The following is a 19,513-nucleotide window of genomic DNA, read 5'->3' as shown; positions in this document are numbered from 1 at the left end:
AGCACCTCCTCGAAGAACCTGCGCGTCTCCTTCAGGTTCCTCGACTCCAGCGTGCCGTGCGACATGAACGACGGCCGCACGATCGCCGTCGCATTCTTCGTCGGCACCGTCGCATTCGGTATCCTCATCGTCTTGCTCCTCGTTTCTCCGTTCATTGATTCGATGCTCACGCCGCCGACCCCGCCAGCTCCGCCTGCGTCAGGAACGAGTCGGCAAAGAACTCGCTCTCGCGCAACCCGCACCGCGCCACGAAGTCCTCGCGCGCCGCCTCCACCATCACCGGCGCCCCGCACGCATACACCTGGTGCCCGGACAGGTCCGGCAGATCCTCCATCACCGCCCGGTGCACATAGCCCGTGCGCCCTGACCAGCCATCCTCCGGCTGCGCCTCCGACAGCACCGGCACATACCGGAACCACGGACACGCCGACTCCCAACTGCGCACCAGCTCGTCCAGGTACAGGTCCTGGCGCCGCCGTCCGCCCCAGTACAGCGTCATCGGCCGCTCCAGCTTGCGCTCGATCATGTAGCCGATGACGGCCTTGATCGGCGCAAAGCCCGTCCCGCTCGCCACGAACACGATCGGCGCGCTGCTCTCCTCGCGCAGGGAGAAGGTCCCCAGCGGCGCCTCGAACTGCAGGATCTGCCCGGGCTCGATCTCCCCGCCGAACAACCGGTCCGTGAACACCCCGCCCGGCGTATGCCGGATGTGCAGCTCCAGCGAGATCTGCCCCGCCGCCGACGGCGGCGTCGCGATCGAATAGCTGCGCCGCTCGCCACCCGGCAGCAGGAAGTCCAGGTATTGCCCCGGCGCGTAGCGCAGGTTCTCGTTGATCGGCAGGCGCAGCTCCAGCACCGCCACGTCCGGCGCCACACGCCGGATCTGCCGCACCCGGCACGGTGTCTTGCGCGGCTTCACCTGCTTGAGCGACAGCTCCTTCACCTCGATCACCAGATCGCTCAGCGGCTTGGCCTGGCACAGCAAGGCCAGCCCTTCGGCGCGCTGCGCCTCGGTCAGGTACGCCGCGTGGGCCCGGCCGTGGTCCACCTGCCCCTCAAGAATCCGCCCGCGGCACGTGCGGCAGCCACCGGCACGGCAGCTGTAGGGCATGATCCAGCCGGCGTTCAGCCCCGCCGTCAGCACCGTCGTCCCTGCCGGCACCGTATAGCTGTGCCCGCTCGGTTGTAAGGTCACCTTGAACGTCATGTCGTCTGTCCTGTCAGTCGGGAACGGTTCAGCCCTGCGCCGCCGGGGCCAGCCGGTGCCCCGTGGCCACCGCGGCCAGCCGCTTCGGATCCACATCCAGATGATTGCCGCGCCAGACCACGTGCAGGTCCGGGCGCAGCAGCAGCAGGTCGCACCCATACACCTCGCGCGGCGCCGCGTCCCCGATCTCGATCACCTCAAGCGGGGCGCCCAGCTCGCGCATGCATGCGGCCAGCCCCGAGGTGTCCGTGCGCGTGCCACCGAGCCGCAGCAGCGTGTAGCCCGGCCCGATCCGGTCATGCAGCGCGCTGCCGTCATCCAGCCACACATGCGGCAGGCGCGCGCCCGGCCAGGTGGTCGGGCGGTAGCTGTAGCTGTCCGGGTCCGGGCTCTCTCCCGGCTCCGGCCAGACCAGCGGCGAATCGAGATAGCGGTAGCCCAGTTCCGTCCCCGTCTGCTCGTTGACCTTGCGCTGCTCCACTTCCGCGATGCGCACCAGGTTCGCCCGTGCCTGGGCGCCCTCGGCCGTCTGATCGCCGATTTCGGGCCGGTAGGCCGCCCGCCACGTGCGCTTGCCGTTGGCCGCATAGCGCGACGCCGCCACATTGCGCGCGCCGATCTGCCGGCGCTCGCGCTGGTACGAGCCCAGCAGGTTCGGACCGCCCCACCCGGCCAGGGTCGCCGCAAGCTTCCACGACAGGTCGATCGCATCGCCAACGCCGGTGTTCATCCCCAGGCCGCCCGTCGGGATCACCAGATGCGCCGAATCCCCAGCCAGGAACACCCGTCCCTCGCCGTAGCGGTCCGCCAGCAGCAGGTGCTGGGTCCACTCCCCCACGTACAGGGTCTCGAACTCGATCGGCAGGCCGACCACGCGCCTGAACTTCTCGACCATCTGCGCATCGTCGGCAACCACCGAGTGCATGGTGAAGTGGCGGCAGTCATCCTGCACCACGATCTGCGTTTCCTGGTCGTCCACCACGTGGTAATGCCGCCCACGCCCCATCGGAATGCGCGCATACAGATCGTCGCACCGGAACAGCGCTTGCCGCAGCCGCAGGATGTTGCCCTCGCCGCTCAAGCGGATCCCCAGTTGCTTGCGCACCGTGCTGGAGCCGCCATCGCATCCCACCAGATAGCGTGCGCGGATCTCCTGCGCGCCATCCTCGCTATCGACAACGCTCGCACTTACCCCGTCCTCATCCTGCGCAAACTCCGTCAGCTCGCAGCCAAAGCGCACCGTCACATTCGGCGTGCGCTCTGCCACCGCCTTCAGCAGCGGCTCCAGCGTGTATTGCGAGATCAGGTGATACGGCTCCAGCGGCGCGCCACCGTCATTGCGGCGCCTGCCCTGCGCCTGCAGTTCACGCACCGACGGATACGCCCGGTGCAACAGCGGCGGCTCCGCCAGCGAAGTCACGATGAACACATCCATCGGCTCATCGCGCGGATATCCAGCGTCCCGGATCTGCTCCGCTATCCCCAGGCGCCGGTAGATCTCCATCGTCCGCGCATTGCAGCGCTCCATCTTCGGCAAGCGCCCGGGCGCCGGGTTGCGCTCCACCAGCGTGCAACGCACGCCCCGCTGCCCCAGATCGATCGCCAGCGTCAAACCCACCGGCCCTGCCCCTACGATCAGCACCTCTGTCTGCGACACCCGATTGCTCCTTGTTGGCATGCGTCCAGTTGAGTTTTTAGTTTCATCCCTCGGACACGTTGTTTCATTTAGGCCAACTCTAGCCACCGCTCAGGGCATTGTCAAGATGCGAAAAGACATTGCCGGCATGGGGGTACGACCCAGGCGGGCACGGGGCCTGGCACGCCGAGGCCGGTGCCAACCAGACCCTTGCCGATCGATTGCATCGGCAAACGCCAGTGATGTACAGTATCACTGTGCGGTCATTTAATCCGTCTGGTGATACGAACTTGCGACTTAAGGGAAGCAGGCAATCCAAGGAGAAGACAGTGAATCAACCATTCCGCTATCGAAGGCTTGGCTACGTCGCGCTCAACGTGACCAGCCTGGACCGGTCCGTAGCGTTTTATCGCGACTTGGTCGGACTGGAGCTGACGCAACGCACGGACGAAGCAGCGTTTCTCAGGTGCTCGTCGGACCATCACAATCTCGTGCTGCTCGAGTCGCCGCTGCCAGGACTTTGCCGGGTTGGCTTTGAGCTGGAGAACGCCCGGCAGCTCGACGATGCCTTCGCGCATTTCGAGGCGCGCGGCCTCCACCCCGTCGAACTCACGACGGCCGAGTGCGAAGCGCTCAGGCAAGGCCGCAGCTTCCGCGTACGGGAACCATCCAGTGGCCTTACCTTCGAGTTCTATGCGGAGGTGATGCAAATGATCCGGCCGTTCTCCTCGCCACACACGAAGATCGCGAGACTAGGCCACGTCGTGATCGGGGCGCGCTCGTTCGACGCCACCTATCAGTCCCTGCTCAACGACTTCGGCTTCAAGGTATCCGACTACACGCCGGGAAGGTTTGCCTTCCTTCGGTGCTTTCCGAATCCCTATCACCATAGTTTCGCCGTGGGCCAAACCAGCGAAAACCAGCTTCATCATGTCAACTTCATGGTTTCTGAAATCGACGATATCGGGAAGGCCGTCAACCGCTTGCGCAATGCCGGCGTGGATATCAGCTTTGGTCCGGGCCGCCACTACAATTCCGGCAGCATCTTTCTCTACTTCTCCGATCCGGATGGGCTGACTGCGGAGTACAGCTATGGCATGGAAGAGTTCCCGGAAGCCACCGCGCGTGAAGCGCGCATGATGGAGCGCGGCAAGGACGCAGCCGATCTCTGGGGCGGCTCGCCGAGCCCGGCGTTTGGTGCAAAGGGCAGTATCGAGCAAGCGTAGCGGGCGCGCCGCGAGAAGAACGAAGTCGTCAGGGCCGCTGGGGCGACGCGGCCAGCACCGCGATTTCCTGCACGGTGCAATACCTCATTGCAGGGACACAGTACCGTTCAGTATCCTGTCGTACCAGGAAATCAAAGCGCAAAGGCCAACATGCAAATCAGGACCGAGGACATCGAAGCGTACCTCCTGGTCGTCGAAATGGGCAGCGTCAGCGGCGCAGCGCGTCACATGGGGCTGTCGAAATCCGTCGTCAGCAAGCGCATCAGCGACCTGGAGCGCAGCCTGAGCGTCACCTTGCTGCAGCGCTCCACACGCCGGGTGCAGCCGACGGAAAGCGGCCGCCACTTCTACGAGCAGGCCCGCGCCGCGATGGCGCAGCTGACCCATGCCGCCGAGAGCATTTCGGAAACCTCAGGCGACCTGTGCGGTGAATTACGTATCCTGGCGCCAATGAGCTTCGGCACACTGTGGCTGTCGCCGCTGATCGCGGAGTTCGCGAAGCAGCATCCGCGCCTGCACGTCGTCATGGAACTGGACGACCGCCTCGTCGATACCGGGTACGAGCGCTACGACGTGGCGATCCGCATTACGCGCCTGGCCGACAGCGCGCTGATCGCGCGCAAGCTGGCGGTCAGCCGGCGCATCGTATGCTGCAGCCCCGACTATGCACAACGGGCCGGCGTGCCGGAGAGCCTTGACGACATTGCCCGGCACGCGTGCCTGTCATACAGCAATTCACCGCCGGGCCAGATCTGGGCGTTCCGCGGCACCACGCCGCAAGCCGCGCCCAGGATCATCACGCCGCGCGGCGTATTCACCGCAAACAACGGCGAAATCCTGCGCGATGCGGCGCTGGCCGGGCACGGCATCGCGGTGCTGCCGCTGTTCATTGTCGCGGCAGCGCTGGCGGCGGGCAGCCTGGTTCAGGTGCTGCCGGACGAGGCCCCGCTCGACGACGGGGTGTTCGCGGTCTATCCGCGCTCCGAGTTTCCCTCGCAGAAGCTGCGCACCCTGATCCAGTTCCTGCAGCAGTCTCTGTCGCCACCGCCGTGGGAGGCGCTGGCCGCGCGCTTCGCCAGGGTGCCTGCGGTCACCCGCGTCCTCCCGGGCTGATCCGCCCGCTCAGGCGCGCAGCGGATATGGCTTGTCGGCATCGAGGCTGTATTTCCGCAGCGCCTGCTGCACCACCGCCGCGCCGATCGCACCCTCGTCCGCCAGCGCTTTCAGCGCTGTGACCGTAATCCAGTAGCGGTCGACCTCAAAGAAATGCCGCAGCTGCTCACGCGTATCGGAACGGCCATAGCCGTCGGTGCCCAGCACCGCATACCGGCGCGGCACGAAGGTACGGATCTGGTCGGCCAGCGCGCGCACGTAGTCGGTAGCCGCAATCACGGGTCCTTGCGTCGGCGCCAGGCATTGCTCCACGTGGGAAAGGAGAGGCGTCTCGCCCGGATGCAGCAGGTTCCAGCGCGCCGCGGCATTGCCCTCGCGCGCCAGTTCGGTGAAGCTGGGGCAGCCCCACAGGTCGGCCTGCACGCCCCAGTCCTGCTCCAGCAATGCCGCCGCGGCGATCACTTCGCGGAAGATGGTGCCGGCGCCGAGCAGCTGCACGCGGGGCTGCCCGTCACCGCCCTCCTTGCCGCGGCGGAACAGGTACATCCCTTTCAGGATGTCGCCCTCGGCGCCTTCGGGCATGGCCGGGTGCTCGTAGTTCTCGTTCATCACGGTGATGTAGTAGTAAACATCCTCCTGCTCCTGCACCATGCGGCGCAGGCCGTCCTGGATGATCACCGCCAGTTCATAGGCAAAGGTAGGGTCGTAGCTGATGCAGTTGGGGATGGTGCCGCCCCACACCAGGCTGTGTCCGTCCTCGTGCTGCAGCCCTTCGCCATTCAGGGTGGTGCGCCCGGCGGTGCCGCCCAGCAGGAAGCCGCGCGCACGCTGATCGCCGGCGGCCCAGGCCAGGTCGCCGAAGCGCTGGAAGCCGAAGATCGAATAGAAGATAAAGAACGGGATCATTGGCTCGCCGTGCGTCGAGTATGAGGTGGCGGCGGCAATCCAGTCAGCCATGGCGCCGGCCTCGTTGATCCCTTCCTGCAGGATCTGCCCGTCCTTGGATTCCTTGTAGAAGCTCAGCTGCGTAGCGTCTTGCGGCGTATAGGTCTGCCCCTGTTGCGACCAGATGCCGATCTGCCGGAACAGCCCTTCCATGCCGAAGGTGCGCGACTCGTCCGAGACGATGGGCACGATGCGCCGGCCCAGCGCCTGGTCGCGCAGCAGCGTGTTGAGGATGCGCACGAAGCTCATCGCGGTGGAGAACTCGCGCCCCTCGCCACTGGCCTTGAGCTGCGCCTCGAACGCCGACAGCGCCGGCACCGGCAGCGACGGCCCGCGCCGGCGCCGCGCCGGCAGGTAGCCGCCCAGCGCCCGGCGCCGTTCATGCAGGTAGCTGTGTTCGCGCGAGCCTTCCTCGAAGCTGAGGTAGGGCAGCTCGTCCAGCTGCTGGTCGGACAGCGGCAGCCGGAAGCGGTCGCGGAACTGCATCAGCGCTTCCACCCGCATGCTCTTCTGCTGGTGCGTGATGTTCTGCGCCTCGCCGGCCTCGCCCATGCCGTAGCCCTTGATGGTTTTGGCCAGGATCACGGTCGGCTGGCCGCGGTGCTGGCTGGCGGCCTGGTAGGCGGCGTAGACCTTGTGCGGATCGTGCCCGCCGCGGTTCAGCGCCCAGATGTCGTCGTCGGACCAGTCCGCGACCAGGGCCTTCAGCTCGGGAGTGTTGAAGAAGTGCTCGCGCACGTAGGCGCCGTCCTTCGACTTGAAGGTCTGGTAGTCGCCGTCGACGCATTCCATCATCCGCTGCGCCAGGATGCCGGCCTTGTCGCGCGCCAGCAGCGCATCCCATTTGCTGCCCCAGACCACCTTGACCACGTTCCAGCCCGCGCCGCGGAACTCCGATTCCAGCTCCTGGATGATCTTGCCGTTGCCGCGCACCGGCCCGTCCAGCCGCTGCAGGTTGCAGTTGATGACGAAGACCAGGTTGTCCAGCTGCTCGCGCCCGGCCATGCCCAGCGCGCCGCGCGATTCGGGCTCGTCCATCTCGCCGTCGCCGCAGAAGACCCACACCTTGCGGCCCTCATGCTGGCCAAAGCCGCGGTCCTGCAGGTACTTCATGAAGCGGGCCTGATAGATGCCCATGATCGGCGCCAGCCCCATCGACACCGTGGGGAACTGCCAGAAGTCCGGCATCAGCCATGGGTGCGGGTAGGACGAGATGCCCTTGCCGTCCACCTCCTGGCGGAAGTTGTCCATCTGTTCGGCCGTCAGCCGGCCCTCCAGGAACGCGCGCGCATAGAAGCCTGGCGCCGAGTGTCCCTGGAAGAAGACCAGGTCGCCGCCATGCTGCGGCGAGGGCGCGTGCCAGAAGTGGTTGAAGCCGATCTCATACAGCGTCGCCGCCGAGGCAAAGCTGGCAATATGGCCGCCGACATTGGTGTCGCGCGCCGCGCGCAATACCAGCGCGATCGCATTCCAGCGGACATAGGAGCGGATGCGGTGCTCGAGCTCATGGTCGCCCGGGCTGCGCGCCTGCGCATCGAGCGGGAGGGTGTTGAGGTAGGCGGTGTTGGCGCTGAACGGCAGGTAGATGCCGGCGCCATGGGCGCGCTCGATCAGCCGCTCGATCAGGTAATGTGCGCGCTCCGGCCCCTCTTGCTCGATCACCGCCTCAAGCGCATCCAGCCATTCGGCGGTTTCCTGGGCGTCGGGGTCATCGTTGCGGGAACTGGCTGGGAGAGCTTGCGCCATGGGGGAACTCCTGGGTATCGGCAGAATGCCCCGCAGTCCGTCTCGCGGTACCGCGGGAAAGGGACTCAAGGCTAGCATTCGCCACGCATCACCGTAAGGCAAGGAATGGCGAACACGGTGTTTCCGCAGGAGAAACACCGCATACCCCGCAGCGCGCGCTTGGTAACTGCTGTCGGGGCAGCCGCCTGCCTACCTCAGGTAGCCAGCTCAGTGGGCACTGCCGCCCTGCGCGATGGCCTTGCCTTCACCTTCTGCTGCTCCAGGTACTTCAACACCAGGTCTGTGGTCGCCTGGAAATGCTCTGACAGCAACCGGCACGCTTCACGCGCATTGCGCGCGACGATGGCGTTGACGATGGCTTCATGCTCGGCCGCGACGTCGCGCGCCCGCGCAGCCTTGGGCACGGCGAGGGACAAGAAGCGATAGCGGGCGGTCTGGTCGCGCAGCACCACTGAGAAGCGCCGCAGCCATGCCGAGCGGCAGCCGGCCACCAGCACTTCGTGGAAGGCGGCGTGCGCCTCTTCCCATTCAGGATTGAGCGCCCCGTCCTTGCCGCGCAGCACCATCGGGATCCGCGTCAGCCGGTGATGCATCGCGACCACTTGCGCTTCCCATGCGATATCGCCGGCCTCGATCGCGTCGCGCAGCGCGCTGGTATCGATCTGCTGGCGCACGCGGGTGATGTCCAGCAGTTCTTCCGCCGACAGCGGCGCCACCCGGAATCCCTTCTGGTCGATGGCCAGCACGAAGCCCGTGGTACACAGCCGCGACAGGGCTTCGCGCAGCGGAATCACGCCGGCCTGGTAGCGCTCGGCCAGATCCTTCAGGCGCAGCTTGCTGCCGGCGGGCAGTTTGCCGTTGATGATGTCCTCGCGCACGGATTGCTCCAGCACGGAAGCCCAGGTGCGCCCGCCCAGGTCCGGGGCTTCCGGCAAAGCCGTTGCGGCCTCGTCGGAAACAGCCTTCGCTGACTTTGTTCTCGCCACGGCTTGGTCTCGCAGATGATAGATAGTGTCAAACATTATATATTTTGCGAGACGCATGGGCGGGCACCTTGTGCTTTTCGCTACGCCGCCTGGCGCCGCCCGCCCGCCAGCGCCGCCCGGCCAAGCATGCTGCGCATCGCGTGTTCCAGGCCCTGCGCTGCGCACGCATCGAGCTGCGCATGCCGCCAGCCGACGATCCGGTCCGGCCGCACCAGGACGGCCCCGGAATCCGAGATGCTGCGCAGTTCGCTCCAGGTGCCATAGACGTCGTGGGCATCGCAGTTCGGCCCGCCGATGCTGACGACTTCGAGCTCAATCTCTAGCGCGGCTGACACGTCTGCGGCAATGCGGCGCCAGTCATCGCCACCGATACCGGTAAGCAGCGTAAAGCGGCCGTGCCCCACCAGGTCCAGGGTGGAGACCCGCTCCTTGCTACGCTCCAGCCATGCGTGAGGCACAACACCGCCCGGCGCAGTGTCCGGGTGATAGTAGAGATCCGGATCCCGCGTGCAGGGGGCCCGGCTCCGGCCATCGGACACCACCGCATCCGAAGCATAGACCTGCCCCATTTCCACGCCGTGGCAGTTGAACTGGTAATTCTGCAGCCTGACGGCCTCCTGCAAGGCGTGGCGCCGCTCGCGGCCCCGCTCCGTATCGCCGAAGAGTTCGTCAACGTTCTGCCAGCCCTGCGCTTCACTCTGGCCGGGCTCGAACCCCAGCGCCTTGGCAATCGGCAGCATATTGCGGACCGACTGCATCGCCCGGTCAACCACGCGCCGGGCCACCGGCTGCCGCTCGGCGGAGTAGGTGTCAAGCAGGCTGTCGTCGGCGTTGCCGCGGATCACGTGGGCAAGCTTCCAGGCCAGGTTGAACGCGTCCTGAATTGACGTATTGGTACCGAGCCCGTTGGCGGGCGGATGCCTGTGAGCCGCGTCGCCGGCGATGAATACCCGGCCCTTGCGCATGTCCTTCGCCGCAACATGATTGATCTGCCATTTGCTGACCGCCTTTACGCGGATGGGCAGCGAGTCGTCGCCAATGGTTGCCCGCGCGCGGCGGATCACAGCCTCTTCGCTGAGATCGGGCTCGCCCTGCGCCGGGTCGTACATGAAGAGCAGCACCCATTCGTTCCACGGCCGCACGCAGATGTACGTACCGCTACCCACCCAGTAGTCGTTGCCCGGCTGGGTCATCCAGTACAGTACGCCGGGACGATGCTCGCAGTATTTGGCGAGGTCCACCTCCAGCCAGCAGTTGACCGCGGCCCCGAGCCCCATCTGGCCTTCCATCTCGAAGCCGCACTGCGGCACCACCGTGCTGGCGCCACCGTCCGCGCCCACCACATAGCGCGCCTTCACCTGCGTGATTTCACTGGTGATGCGGTCCCTCAGCACGGCGGTGACCGCATCCGCCGTCTGCGAGATCTCCGTCAGCTCGGTATTGAAAAGGAACTGCGCGCCGCGCTCGCGCGCGCAATCCAGCAGCACGGGCTCAAGCAGGTGCTGCGGCGCGTTGCACATCGGCGAGGGGCTGGCCATCGCATAGTCGGCCTTGCGCTGCTCGGAACTGCCCCAGGTCTGCAGCCGCGCGATCTCGGTGCCGGCGAAGCTGGTGGCCCACACGTTGTTGCTCATCAACGCGTTGGGCGTGGCCAGCGCCAGCACGCGATCCTCGATGGCGAGATCGCGGAACACCTCCATGGTGCGCTGGTTGGTGATGTGAGCCCGCGGCGAGTTGGCCGTGCCCGCGTACTTGGTGATCGTCAGCGCTGGTACGCCGTAAGTTGCCAGCAGCGCGGTCGTGGCCAGGCCGGCCGGCCCGGCGCCCACCACCAGCACAGGTACTTCAATGGTCTTCATGGGTTGTCTCCTCGGATCTCAGGTGTCGGGCTTATCGCGCCGCCCGCCCCGGCTCATCCACGATCGGGTTCGACAGCGTGCCGATGCCCTCGATCGATACCTCGCACACGTCGCCGTGGCGCATCAGCAGCTGCGGCTTGCGTGCCCAGCCAATGCCGGACGGCGTGCCGGCCACGATGACGTCGCCCGGCTCGAGCGTGATTGCCTCGCTGATGATCGAGATGAGTGAGGCCACGTCGTACAGCATGTCCGAGGTGCTGGCCGACTGCACCACCTGCCCGTTGAGGCGCGTTTCCAGCTGCAGGCCCGCCGCGCCCGGCGGCAGCTCGTCGGCGGTGACCACCACCGGGCCGAAGCCGCCGGTGGCATCGAAGTTCTTGCCCACGGTCCATTGCGGCGACTTGAACTGGTATTCGCGCACCGAACCGTCGTTGAAGATCGAGTAGCCGAACACGTGGCCCAGCGCCTCATCCCTGGCGATATGCCGGCCGCCCTTGCCGATGATCACGGCCAGCTCGCCTTCGTAGTCGAGAGAATCGCTAACCAGCGGCCGCACGATCGCGCCGTTGTGGCCCACCAAGCTGGTCGCCACGCGCAGGAACAGGGTCGGATAGTCCGGTTGATCGTAGGGCGATTCCTTGGTGTGGTCGGCATAGTTCAGCCCGACGCACAGAATCTTGGGCGGACGGCCCACGGGTGGCAGCCAGGTCAGGCTGTCAGCATCGGCCACCGGCGTGGCCTGTGCGTACAGGGCGCGCCAACGCTCGCTGTCCGTGCCAACGGCCACCAGCGCGCCGACATCGTTGCCCGCCGCCTCGGGCAGGGCCAGTACACCATCGGCGGACACTACGCCAACGCGCGCGCGCCCATCCAGCAAAAAGGTTGCAAGTTTCATGCTTCAAGCTCCGGGGAATGATCGCGGCCCATCGGCCTGCGATATAAATATCAACTGAAAATATATTTTCAGAAAAAGACGCAAAGCGCCACTGCGCAGCCGGCGTTCAGGCTTCCGTATTGCGGATGAAGTAGTCGGGCATGTCGGGCCCCCACTGGTACAGGGAGTCTTCCGGCGCAAAGTCGCCGGTGGGCCATTCGCAGCCGGCGGGGATGTAGTCGATATCCGCCGAGAACTCGCAGAACGAGCCCCAGGGATCCAGCACATAGAAAAAGTAGTTCGAACCCAGTACGTGGCGCCCGGTGCCCCAGCCACGGGAGTAGCCGGCATTGGCCATCTGGGCCGCGCCCTGCCCCACCTCGTTGACGCTGGCCACGTCCCAGGCGGCATGGTGCCAGCCCTTGGCGGAACTCTTCACCAATGCCAGCAGGTGATGATCGCTGCCGTGCGGGGCGTGGGTGAAGGCGATGATATCGGCCGAACTGTCAGACAGGCGCAGCCCCAGCGCGTCGCGATAGAACCCAACCAGGTTCGGCACGTTGGGCGAGAACAGCAGCACATGCGAGAGCCGGCGCGGACGCACTTTCTGCACCTGGCTGCGTACCACGGCCCCGCGCTGGCCGGCCGGCACGCTTTCCAGCCCGGCCTTGAGCTTGGCATCGGGCGATGTCTTCGGGCCGGCCTTGACCTGCACGAGATTCCCGTCGTGATCGAAGAACCAGATGCCTCCGGCCTGTCCATGCAGTGCGTCATTGACGAATGCCGCGCCGGCATCGGCCAGCTGCTGGCGGATGCCGGCCAGGTCTTCGGCATAGCAATTGAAGCTCAGGTAGGCCAGGCGCTTGTGCTCGCCTTCACGGAAGCGCGCCCAGCAATGCCCGTCCGCGGCATAGGCTTCGAGCCAGCCCGTGTTGTGGCGCAGCGTCAGCCCGAAGGCATCGAGGAAGTGCTCTGCCACGGACAGGTCCGGCACTTCGAGTGCATAGTGGTCGATTGAATGGACCGCGTACTTCGGACCGGCTGCAGCAGCGGCTGGCTGTGCTCCGTTCGTATTCATCCTTGTCTCCTGTCGTTCTTATGACTTGCCGCGCCGTGCCTGCTCTTCCCTGCACTCACGTCTGGCTTCGGCCTGGTGGCTATACTATTCAATAAAATATATAAAAACAAGTTTTGCATATCTATTGAACAATGCGCACGGACCGGCATCCGAATCCGTAAGGCATGGCAACGGGACATCCGGCCCTGATGGCTAGAGAGGTTGATGCAACCTGAAGATCACCGGCCCGACACTGGCAGGCGGCGCCGGTACGCGGCGACCTGGCTTCAGCGTCGCTGCGGTTTGAGGTGCATGCCGGTCACGTCAGGCGCAACCAGGCGTGCACCGACATCCCCGGCAACTTCGCCAAAGCGGCTGGCGCCGCTGTTCCAGTCATTCGTGGCGGCCTCGATCTCGGCCGCGTTGCGCGCAACGAAGTTCCACCACAACACGATCCCCTCTTCAAACGGGGCCCCGCCGATCAGCAGCAACTCGGCCGGCCCGTCGCTGCGCACGGCGATCTGCTGTCGTCCGGTGCCGAGGTAGAGCAGCGTGTCAGGGCCCAGCACCTCGCCCTCCACGACCGCTTCGCCGCTCAACGTGAGCGCCGCGTATTCGAAGGCAGGATCGGCCGGAACATCCGTGCTGGCGGCCTGCCTGGTCGCGAGGTCCATACCGACCAGCGGTGAGTGCACCGCCACCGGAGAGGTCCGGCCGAACGCTGTTCCTGCCAGCACCGTGATGTCAAACCCGCCCGACACCACGCGCGGCAGGTCCGGATAGTTCTGGAATGCCGGCGCCATGTACCGCCTGTCTTCGGGAAGTGCAATCCAGAGCTGGGCGGCGTGCAAGCGGCCGCCGGTGGCTACCGAATGCTCTGCGTGGGCAATGCCGTTGCCCGCCGTCATCAGGTTGACCTGCCCCGGCCTGACCAGTTGCTCGTAACCGAGGCTGTCGCGGTGCAGCACCTCACCCTCGATCATCCAGGTAAAGGTTTGCAGACCGATATGTGGATGCGGCCCGACGTTCAGCCCGTGGCCGTCGGGAAAGTCGATCGGACCCGCATGGTCGAGAAAGCACCAGGCGCCGACCATGCGCCGCTGCCGGTTGGGCAAGGCGCGGTGGATGACCAGGCCTTCTCCGACCTCCGCCGGCCGCGTCTGGATACGCTCCAGGACCGGCTGGCCGGGGCACGGCGCGCAGTCGCGCGACAGCGAAGCCGTGGATTGTGCCGTGGTGTTGCTCATGGTGGACTCCTTGCCGCCGACGCGGCGCGGTGATTGCCAGGCTGACCAGCCTACAGGCGGCCCGGCGCAGCCGGTAGGCGTACAAGATCGAACACCATGTTCGCACTGAGCGAACGCTCCCAAGCGCCTTCTTGAACTATGATCACGCCGTGACAGAAGCCACAGAAGTCCACACTTCCATGACCGAGACCATGCGGCGCCATTCCACCGCGCACCTGTTGCGCACCGCCCCCTGGCGCGCCCCGCGCTTGCACGCGTGAGCGCCGCAGCCTATGCCAGCGCAGGGCTGGCCGGCACGGCCCGGGCCTGGTGGCAAGCCGACCGCGGCCGCCTGCTCCATGCGACAAAGACCGTCATTGCCGTGCTGATGGCAACGTGGCTGTCGATGCGGCTGGAACTGGCCTCGCCGCGCACGGCAATGGTGTCGGTGGTCATCCTGATGATGCACCAGCACAGCGGCATGGTGCTGGCGAGGGGCTTCTACCGCGCCGTCGGCATGATGGTAGGCAGCGTGGCCGCGCTGCTGTTGATCTTTGCGTTCCCGCAGGAGCGCATGCTGTTCCTGCTGGGCTGGCCCTGGCCGTGTGGATCGGCCTGTGCATGGGCGGCGCGGCATATTTCCGCAACTACCAGTCGTACGGGTTCGTGCTGTCGGGCTATGCCACCTGCATTGCCGCAGTGCCGTCGATCTCCAACCCTTACGCCATCTTCGACAACGTCGTGATCAGCATGAGCGAGGTCTCGGTCGGCATTGCCTGCGCCGGCATGGTGAGCGGCCTGCTGTTTCCGCAGCGCGTGGCATCGATGCTGCTGGCCGCCGGGCAACAGCATATCGCCACCTTCGCCGGCTTCATCCGCAGCGCGCTGCAGGGCAGTGAGACCACCGCGCGACTTGGCACGCTGCACCTGCGCCTGGCCGGCGAGCGCGCACAGCTGGAAAGCCTGCGCAGCGCAGCGGTGTTCGAGGATCCGGAAATGCGCGCGAACAACGCGCTGATGCTGCGCCTGAACCACGATTTCCTCGAGGCACTGGCACGCTTCCATACCATCCACCAGCTCAGGGCCCGCCTGGCCAAGGCTGCCGACCACCGTGCGGGCGATGCACTGGACGCCCTGTTCGGGCGCCTTGCCGCGGTGCTGCCCGCCACAGCGGGGCGTACGCGACTGGAACTGGAGGAAATCGCCACACTGCACCGGGGCCTTCTCAGCCTCGATGCGGCACTGCCCGCTTACATCGCTGCGGCAAGGGCAACCCTGGCCGATGCGCCGCTGCTGGCAGCCGACCGCTTTGCCGCCGGCGCCACGGCGCTGCGCGAAGCCGTGTCCGACTTGCTGTCATATACCGACAATTTCCTGGCGCTGCGGGCCCCTGGCATCGCTGCGTCGCCGGCGCCACGCGAGCGGCCGCGCGGGCGTGCCAACCCGGCCAACCGGGCCTTCGCCCTCGCCTCGGGCATGCGCGCCACGGTGGCGGTACTGGTCAGCGCGTGGCTGTGGATCGTCTCGGGGTGGGCCGGCGGTAACTCCGGCGTGATCGCGGCAACCATCGCCATCTCGCTGTACTCGATCATGCCCCAGCCCATCGCCATTGCCCGCCAGATGCTGATCGGGTGCGCCCTGGCGTGGGTGGCGGGCCTCTTTTTCAATTTTTTCCTGCTGCCGCATCTCGACGGCTTCCTGCTGCTGGCCGTGGCGCTGGCGCCGTTCATTGCGATCGGCAGCTACGTCGGGACCTTCCCGCCGACTGCGGCGATCGGACTGGGCTTCGGCATCTATTTCTGCTTTCTCGGCAACCTCGGCAATCCGATGGTTTTCAACCCGGCCGGCTACCTCGACGCAGGCATCGCCACACTGATGGGTATCGCCATCGCCTCGCTGGCGTTCGCCACCATCGTGCCGCAGGGCGGCCACTGGCTGGCCGAGCAGTACCTGAAGCAGCTGCGCCAGCTGGTCGCGGCCGACATCTGCCGCTCCCCGCTCGCAGGACTGCGCCTTCACTTCGAAACCCATATCCGCGACTTCATCCAGTTTGCCGGCTCGCGCCCGCCAGCCGGGCGAGCCGGCCAGGCCGAGTTGCTGGGCTGGGCCTTTGCCGCGCTCGAGATCGGGTTGGGCACGATCGCCCTGCGCGAGATCACGGCCCGCGGCGTGCTGCCCGTGACCTGGGAGCGCCGCCAGGCGGACCTGCTGGCGGCCCTTTCCGCGCTGTTCCGCGCACCGTTGCCGGCCACTTTCGGGGCGGCCGTCCTGGTCCTGGAGCAAACCATCGCGTGGACCGGCCGCAACGCGTCGCCGGCCGCCGGCGAGGCGCGCGCCACCCTGCATGCGATGCGACTGTCGCTGCTTGACGATGCCTTGCCGCTGGTCGGCGTTGCCCAGGGACCAGATGCGCGCTGAGGCAACGCCGGCAAAGGCGGCACTACGGATGCTCGCGCTCGCCGGCGCCTGCATCGCCATGCTTGCAGCCTGTGCCAACACCGGCGGAATCGAACCCGCGGCCACGCCGCTGGACGCTGCCGCGGTCGACCCCGGCGCTGCGCTACGCGCCACGCAGCAAGATGCCGGCTGGCCCCAGCGGGCATGGTGGTCGCAACTCGGCGACCCAAACCTGGATGCTCTGGTGGCGCACGCGGTCGCCGGCTCGCCCGACATGCGCATCGCGCAGGCGCGCAGCGAACTGGCGTTGGCGCAGGCAAGGATCGCCGGCGCTGCCATCGAGCCCAACGTGCTTGCGGGAGGTGCCTTCGGTCGTACGCGCTTTCCGCGGCTGTCTTCGCCACAGCCCATCGGCGGGCATACCACCTGGAACAACCATCTCGCCGCCGATCTCTCCTACGACCTGGACCTTTGGGGACGCAACCGCGCAGCCCTGCAAGGCGCGTTGGACAACGTGCAAGCAGCGGCGGCCGATGCGCGCATGGCGCAGCTGAGCCTGGAGACAACCGTAGTGCGCGCCTATATCGACCTGGCACTGCAGTACGCGCTGCGCGACGTCAGCCAGGCCAACCTTGCGCGCCAGACCCGCATCCACGAGATCATTCGCAAGCGCAACAGCCGCGGCCTGGCCAGTGAACTGGAGTTGAGCGAGGCGGGCACACCGATCCCGGCACTGCAGGCGCAGGTACAGCAGGCAGACCGCGCCATCGCGCTGGTGAAGAACCAGCTCGCGGTGCTCAGTGGCGACGGCCCCGGCGCGGGCGACAAGCTGGCGCGCCCCGCCCTGGTCCTGACGGCGCCGATCGCGGTGCCTGCGTCGCTGCCGGCGGAACTGGTCGGGCACCGCCCGGACGTGGTGGCGCAACGCTGGCGCGTCGAGTCAGCCGCGCAGGGCATCAAGGTCACCAGGGCGGATTTCTACCCGAATATCAACCTGGTGGCGAGCATTGGCCTGGCATCGGCAGCCTTCGGCAACTTCTTCACCTTTGTCGACCGCGATGCGATCGGGCACAACGTGGGCGCGGCAATCTCGCTGCCAATCTTCGACGGCGGCCGCAGGCAGGGCAACCACGGTGTGGCCACGCGCAGTTACGACATCGCAGTCGAGAGCTACAACAAGGCCGTGCTGGCAGCCTTCCGGGGCGTGGCCGACGCGGTAATCTCGCTGCAATCGCTGACACGCCAGCAGGCTGGCATCGAACAGGCGCTGCGCGCGGCCCGGCAAACCTATGCACTGGCCGAGCGCGGCTACCGCAGCGGCTTTACCGACTACCTCAACGTCCTCGCCGCCGAGACCGAGTTGCGGCGCCAGGAACAGGGCCTGGCGCTGGTGCGCGCGGCCCGCCTGGACGCATGGGCGAGCCTGATGCAGGCGCTGGGCGGCGGCTTCGACGCTGCCGCGGTCGCCAGCGAGCCGACATGATGCACGCAGACGCCCACCATGCCACGTGAGATCGCACTGGCTTCCATCCTGATGCCGTCGCTGCTGCCGATATTTGTCGGCTGCCTGCTGCTGTACCTGCTGGTGGACCGCCTGCTTGTGCGCCTGGGCGTCTACCGGCGGGTGTGGCATCCGCCGCTGTTCCGGGTGTCGCTGTTCATATCGATCTTCAGTGGCATCGGGCTGGCGCTGTGGCGCTGAGTGCCGCGCAAGAAAAACGGACCTGAAACATGAAACTGAACGGACCTGCCGTGACGCGTGTGCTGGCCACGGGCCTGCTGCTCACTGCCGCGATCGCGCTGGGCTACAGCCTCTGGCAGCACTACATGTATTCACCCTGGACCCGGGACGGCCGCGTGCGGGCGGACGTGATCAACATCGCCGCCGATGTCTCCGGTCCGGTGTCCCGAATGCTGGTGCGGGACAACCAGGAAGTCCGCAAGGGCGAGTTGCTGTTCACGATCGACCCGGAGCGATTCCGGCAGGCGGTGGCACAGGCCGAGGCGCAGGCGCGCGCGCGCAAGGCCGAGCTGGACTTGCGCCACCAGCAGGCGTCGCGGCGCAAGGGCCTGGACAGCACCGTGGTCTCGGTCGAAAGCCGCGAAGACATCGGCGCGCAGGAGAAGCAGGCGAGGGCCAACTACGAAGCCAGCCTGGCCGCGCTGGACACGGCGCGGCTGAACCTGAGCCGCAGCGAAGTGCGCGCGCCGGTGGACGGCTACGTCACCAACCTCAACCTGCACGCCGGCGACTTCGTGAGTGCAGGCGCCGCGCGCATGGCAATGATCGACAAGCACTCCTATTGGATTTACGGATACTTCGAGGAAACCAAGCTGCCAAACGTGCACGTCGGCGCCAGGGCGGAGGTCAGGCTACTTTCGGGCGGCAAGCCACTGCGAGGACGCGTGGAAAGCATCGCGCGCGGCATCGCCGATCGCGACAATCCGACCAGCGCCAACCTGCTGGCGGACGTGAACCCGGTCTTCACCTGGATTCGGCTGGCGCAACGCATTCCCGTGCGCATCCGGCTGGACGCGCTGCCCGACGGCCTGCTGCTGGCCATGGGCACCACGTGCACCATCACCATCCTGCCGGAGCAGAAATAGCGCAGCTTCCGGCTGTCGCCATTCACGCCACAAGCTTCATCCGGTAGAACAGCTCCATGCTTTCCACCGCATCGCTGCCCTCCTCCTGGAAGCGGCGGATGTGGTCGGTCTGCGTATGGTGCGCCTCCTGCGCGGCAGGGCTCTCCCAATGCTCGACAAAGATGAACCGGCGCGGATCATCCTGATGCTCGAACATCTCATAGCGCAGGTTGCCTGCATCGCGGCGGGAAGGCTCCACCACGGCGCGTAGCTTTTCCCGCAGTTCTGTCGCGCACCCCGGCTTGGCATACAGGACCACCAACACATAGAAATCGCTCATCGTTCGTGTCCATCCGCGCATGTCGTGTCAGCACAGCCTAGTCAAATGCCGGAGTGCGGGCAGCAGAATCGGGATGTCCTATGCATTGTTCTGCCAACGAGAACAGCATGTTTGGCATACGGCTATCACGCTTGTTCCGATGCATGACTTATGCTGCAAGGGCTCCACGCGACGATCGATTGCAGCGCACTTGCAGGCATATCCCCCTTGCAGGGTCCGCGATGTCAGCGCCCGTTGCCAAAGAGCGGGGCACACGTCGCGCACGGTACATGCAACGCCTGCCCTGAAGCGCCGAGTAGCAGAAATCCCATCCCT

Annotated in this window: 16 protein-coding genes and 1 pseudogene; 7 read left to right on the top strand and 10 right to left on the bottom strand. The window is 66.3% G+C overall.

The features are described 5' to 3' along the window. Positions 1–166 precede the first annotated feature (166 nt). Together AC3WON_RS25010 and AC3WON_RS25005 are read right to left on the bottom strand one after the other, a co-directional pair. The gene (locus tag AC3WON_RS25010; RefSeq protein WP_492352950.1) at positions 167–1,207 is read right to left on the bottom strand and encodes a CDP-6-deoxy-delta-3,4-glucoseen reductase; all 1,041 of its coding nucleotides are present in this window, start codon (positions 1,205–1,207) and stop codon (positions 167–169) included. A 28-nt stretch (positions 1,208–1,235) separates the two neighbouring features. Further along, positions 1,236–2,864 carry an FAD-dependent monooxygenase gene (locus tag AC3WON_RS25005; RefSeq protein ID WP_492352949.1) on the bottom strand — a complete coding sequence of 543 codons (1,629 nt, stop codon included), beginning with the start codon at positions 2,862–2,864 and terminating at the stop codon, positions 1,236–1,238. Positions 2,865–3,172: 308 nt separating this feature from the next. Between AC3WON_RS25005 and AC3WON_RS25000 the strand changes: the two genes are divergently transcribed. After that, entirely contained in the window at positions 3,173–4,069 is an 897-nt protein-coding gene (locus tag AC3WON_RS25000) for a VOC family protein (protein ID WP_492352948.1), read from the top strand. Positions 4,070–4,219: 150 nt separating this feature from the next. Continuing rightward, on the top strand, positions 4,220–5,182 hold the full coding sequence (locus tag AC3WON_RS24995) for a LysR family transcriptional regulator (RefSeq protein WP_492352947.1): 963 nt from the start codon (positions 4,220–4,222) through the stop codon (positions 5,180–5,182). 9 nt (positions 5,183–5,191) lie between these two features. Here the strand turns inward: AC3WON_RS24995 and aceE are convergent, their stop codons facing one another. The 7 genes from aceE to AC3WON_RS24960 form a co-directional block, all read right to left on the bottom strand. Next, on the bottom strand, positions 5,192–7,873 hold the full coding sequence (gene aceE / locus AC3WON_RS24990) for a pyruvate dehydrogenase (acetyl-transferring), homodimeric type (RefSeq protein WP_492352946.1): 2,682 nt from the start codon (positions 7,871–7,873) through the stop codon (positions 5,192–5,194). 194 nt (positions 7,874–8,067) lie between these two features. Next, a complete protein-coding gene (locus AC3WON_RS24985) occupies positions 8,068–8,859 on the bottom strand; it encodes a GntR family transcriptional regulator (RefSeq protein ID WP_235205969.1) in 792 nt (263 codons plus the stop codon). A gap of 80 nt (positions 8,860–8,939) precedes the next feature. Further along, complete coding sequence (locus tag AC3WON_RS24980) at positions 8,940–10,718, bottom strand: FAD-dependent oxidoreductase (protein ID WP_492352945.1); 1,779 nt, start codon at positions 10,716–10,718, stop codon at positions 8,940–8,942. 31 nt (positions 10,719–10,749) lie between these two features. Continuing rightward, positions 10,750–11,613 (bottom strand): fumarylacetoacetate hydrolase family protein, encoded by an 864-nt coding sequence (locus AC3WON_RS24975; protein ID WP_492317716.1) that lies wholly within the window; start codon positions 11,611–11,613, stop codon positions 10,750–10,752. A 106-nt stretch (positions 11,614–11,719) separates the two neighbouring features. After that, positions 11,720–12,670, bottom strand: coding sequence for a VOC family protein (locus AC3WON_RS24970; protein ID WP_492352944.1), 951 nt, complete (start codon positions 12,668–12,670; stop codon positions 11,720–11,722). 266 nt (positions 12,671–12,936) lie between these two features. Continuing rightward, positions 12,937–13,896: a pirin family protein gene (locus AC3WON_RS24965; RefSeq protein WP_492352943.1), complete on the bottom strand. Its 960-nt coding sequence runs from the start codon at positions 13,894–13,896 to the stop codon at positions 12,937–12,939. 270 nt (positions 13,897–14,166) lie between these two features. Continuing rightward, a complete protein-coding gene (locus tag AC3WON_RS24960) occupies positions 14,167–14,331 on the bottom strand; it encodes a hypothetical protein (protein ID WP_492352951.1) in 165 nt (54 codons plus the stop codon). Between AC3WON_RS24960 and AC3WON_RS24955 the strand changes: the two are divergent. The 5 genes and pseudogenes from AC3WON_RS24955 to AC3WON_RS24935 form a co-directional block, all read left to right on the top strand. Further along, positions 14,264–14,443 (top strand): annotated as a pseudogene (locus tag AC3WON_RS24955) (FUSC family protein); the annotation flags it as partial. The gene AC3WON_RS24960 and the pseudogene AC3WON_RS24955 sit on opposite strands and share 68 nt — an antisense overlap. 35 nt (positions 14,444–14,478) lie before the next feature. Further along, positions 14,479–16,293, top strand: coding sequence for an FUSC family protein (locus AC3WON_RS24950; protein WP_492352942.1), 1,815 nt, complete (start codon positions 14,479–14,481; stop codon positions 16,291–16,293). After that, positions 16,283–17,755 (top strand): efflux transporter outer membrane subunit, encoded by a 1,473-nt coding sequence (locus AC3WON_RS24945; protein ID WP_492352941.1) that lies wholly within the window; start codon positions 16,283–16,285, stop codon positions 17,753–17,755. Before AC3WON_RS24950 ends, AC3WON_RS24945 begins: the two co-directional genes overlap by 11 nt. Positions 17,756–17,773: 18 nt before the next feature. Beyond that, on the top strand, positions 17,774–17,974 hold the full coding sequence (locus tag AC3WON_RS24940; RefSeq protein ID WP_492317711.1) for a DUF1656 domain-containing protein: 201 nt from the start codon (positions 17,774–17,776) through the stop codon (positions 17,972–17,974). Positions 17,975–18,003: 29 nt separating this feature from the next. Further along, complete coding sequence (locus AC3WON_RS24935; protein ID WP_492317710.1) at positions 18,004–18,879, top strand: efflux RND transporter periplasmic adaptor subunit; 876 nt, start codon at positions 18,004–18,006, stop codon at positions 18,877–18,879. Positions 18,880–18,901: 22 nt separating this feature from the next. On the opposite strand, the gene AC3WON_RS24930 is transcribed toward AC3WON_RS24935, so the two are convergent. After that, positions 18,902–19,198, bottom strand: a complete 297-nt coding sequence (locus tag AC3WON_RS24930; protein WP_492352940.1) for a putative quinol monooxygenase — start codon at positions 19,196–19,198, stop codon at positions 18,902–18,904. Between the last annotated feature and the right edge of the window lie 315 nt (positions 19,199–19,513).

Source organism: Cupriavidus sp. FW305-46, from assembly GCF_058787075.1.
This window is presented reverse-complemented; position numbering and strand designations above follow the sequence as displayed.

Coding starts and splice junctions, on each gene's coding strand:
- AC3WON_RS24930 (WP_492352940.1), bottom strand. CDS start 19,198: ATGAGCGATTTCTATGTGTTGGTGGTCCTGTATGCCAAGCCGGGGTGC.
- AC3WON_RS24980 (WP_492352945.1), bottom strand. CDS start 10,718: ATGAAGACCATTGAAGTACCTGTGCTGGTGGTGGGCGCCGGGCCGGCC.
- AC3WON_RS24965 (WP_492352943.1), bottom strand. CDS start 13,896: ATGAGCAACACCACGGCACAATCCACGGCTTCGCTGTCGCGCGACTGC.
- AC3WON_RS24935 (WP_492317710.1), top strand. CDS start 18,004: ATGAAACTGAACGGACCTGCCGTGACGCGTGTGCTGGCCACGGGCCTG.
- aceE (WP_492352946.1), bottom strand. CDS start 7,873: ATGGCGCAAGCTCTCCCAGCCAGTTCCCGCAACGATGACCCCGACGCC.
- AC3WON_RS24995 (WP_492352947.1), top strand. CDS start 4,220: ATGCAAATCAGGACCGAGGACATCGAAGCGTACCTCCTGGTCGTCGAA.
- AC3WON_RS24960 (WP_492352951.1), bottom strand. CDS start 14,331: ATGACCACCGACACCATTGCCGTGCGCGGCGAGGCCAGTTCCAGCCGC.
- AC3WON_RS24975 (WP_492317716.1), bottom strand. CDS start 11,613: ATGAAACTTGCAACCTTTTTGCTGGATGGGCGCGCGCGCGTTGGCGTA.
- AC3WON_RS24945 (WP_492352941.1), top strand. CDS start 16,283: ATGCGCGCTGAGGCAACGCCGGCAAAGGCGGCACTACGGATGCTCGCG.
- AC3WON_RS24970 (WP_492352944.1), bottom strand. CDS start 12,670: ATGAATACGAACGGAGCACAGCCAGCCGCTGCTGCAGCCGGTCCGAAG.
- AC3WON_RS24940 (WP_492317711.1), top strand. CDS start 17,774: ATGCCACGTGAGATCGCACTGGCTTCCATCCTGATGCCGTCGCTGCTG.
- AC3WON_RS25010 (WP_492352950.1), bottom strand. CDS start 1,207: ATGACGTTCAAGGTGACCTTACAACCGAGCGGGCACAGCTATACGGTG.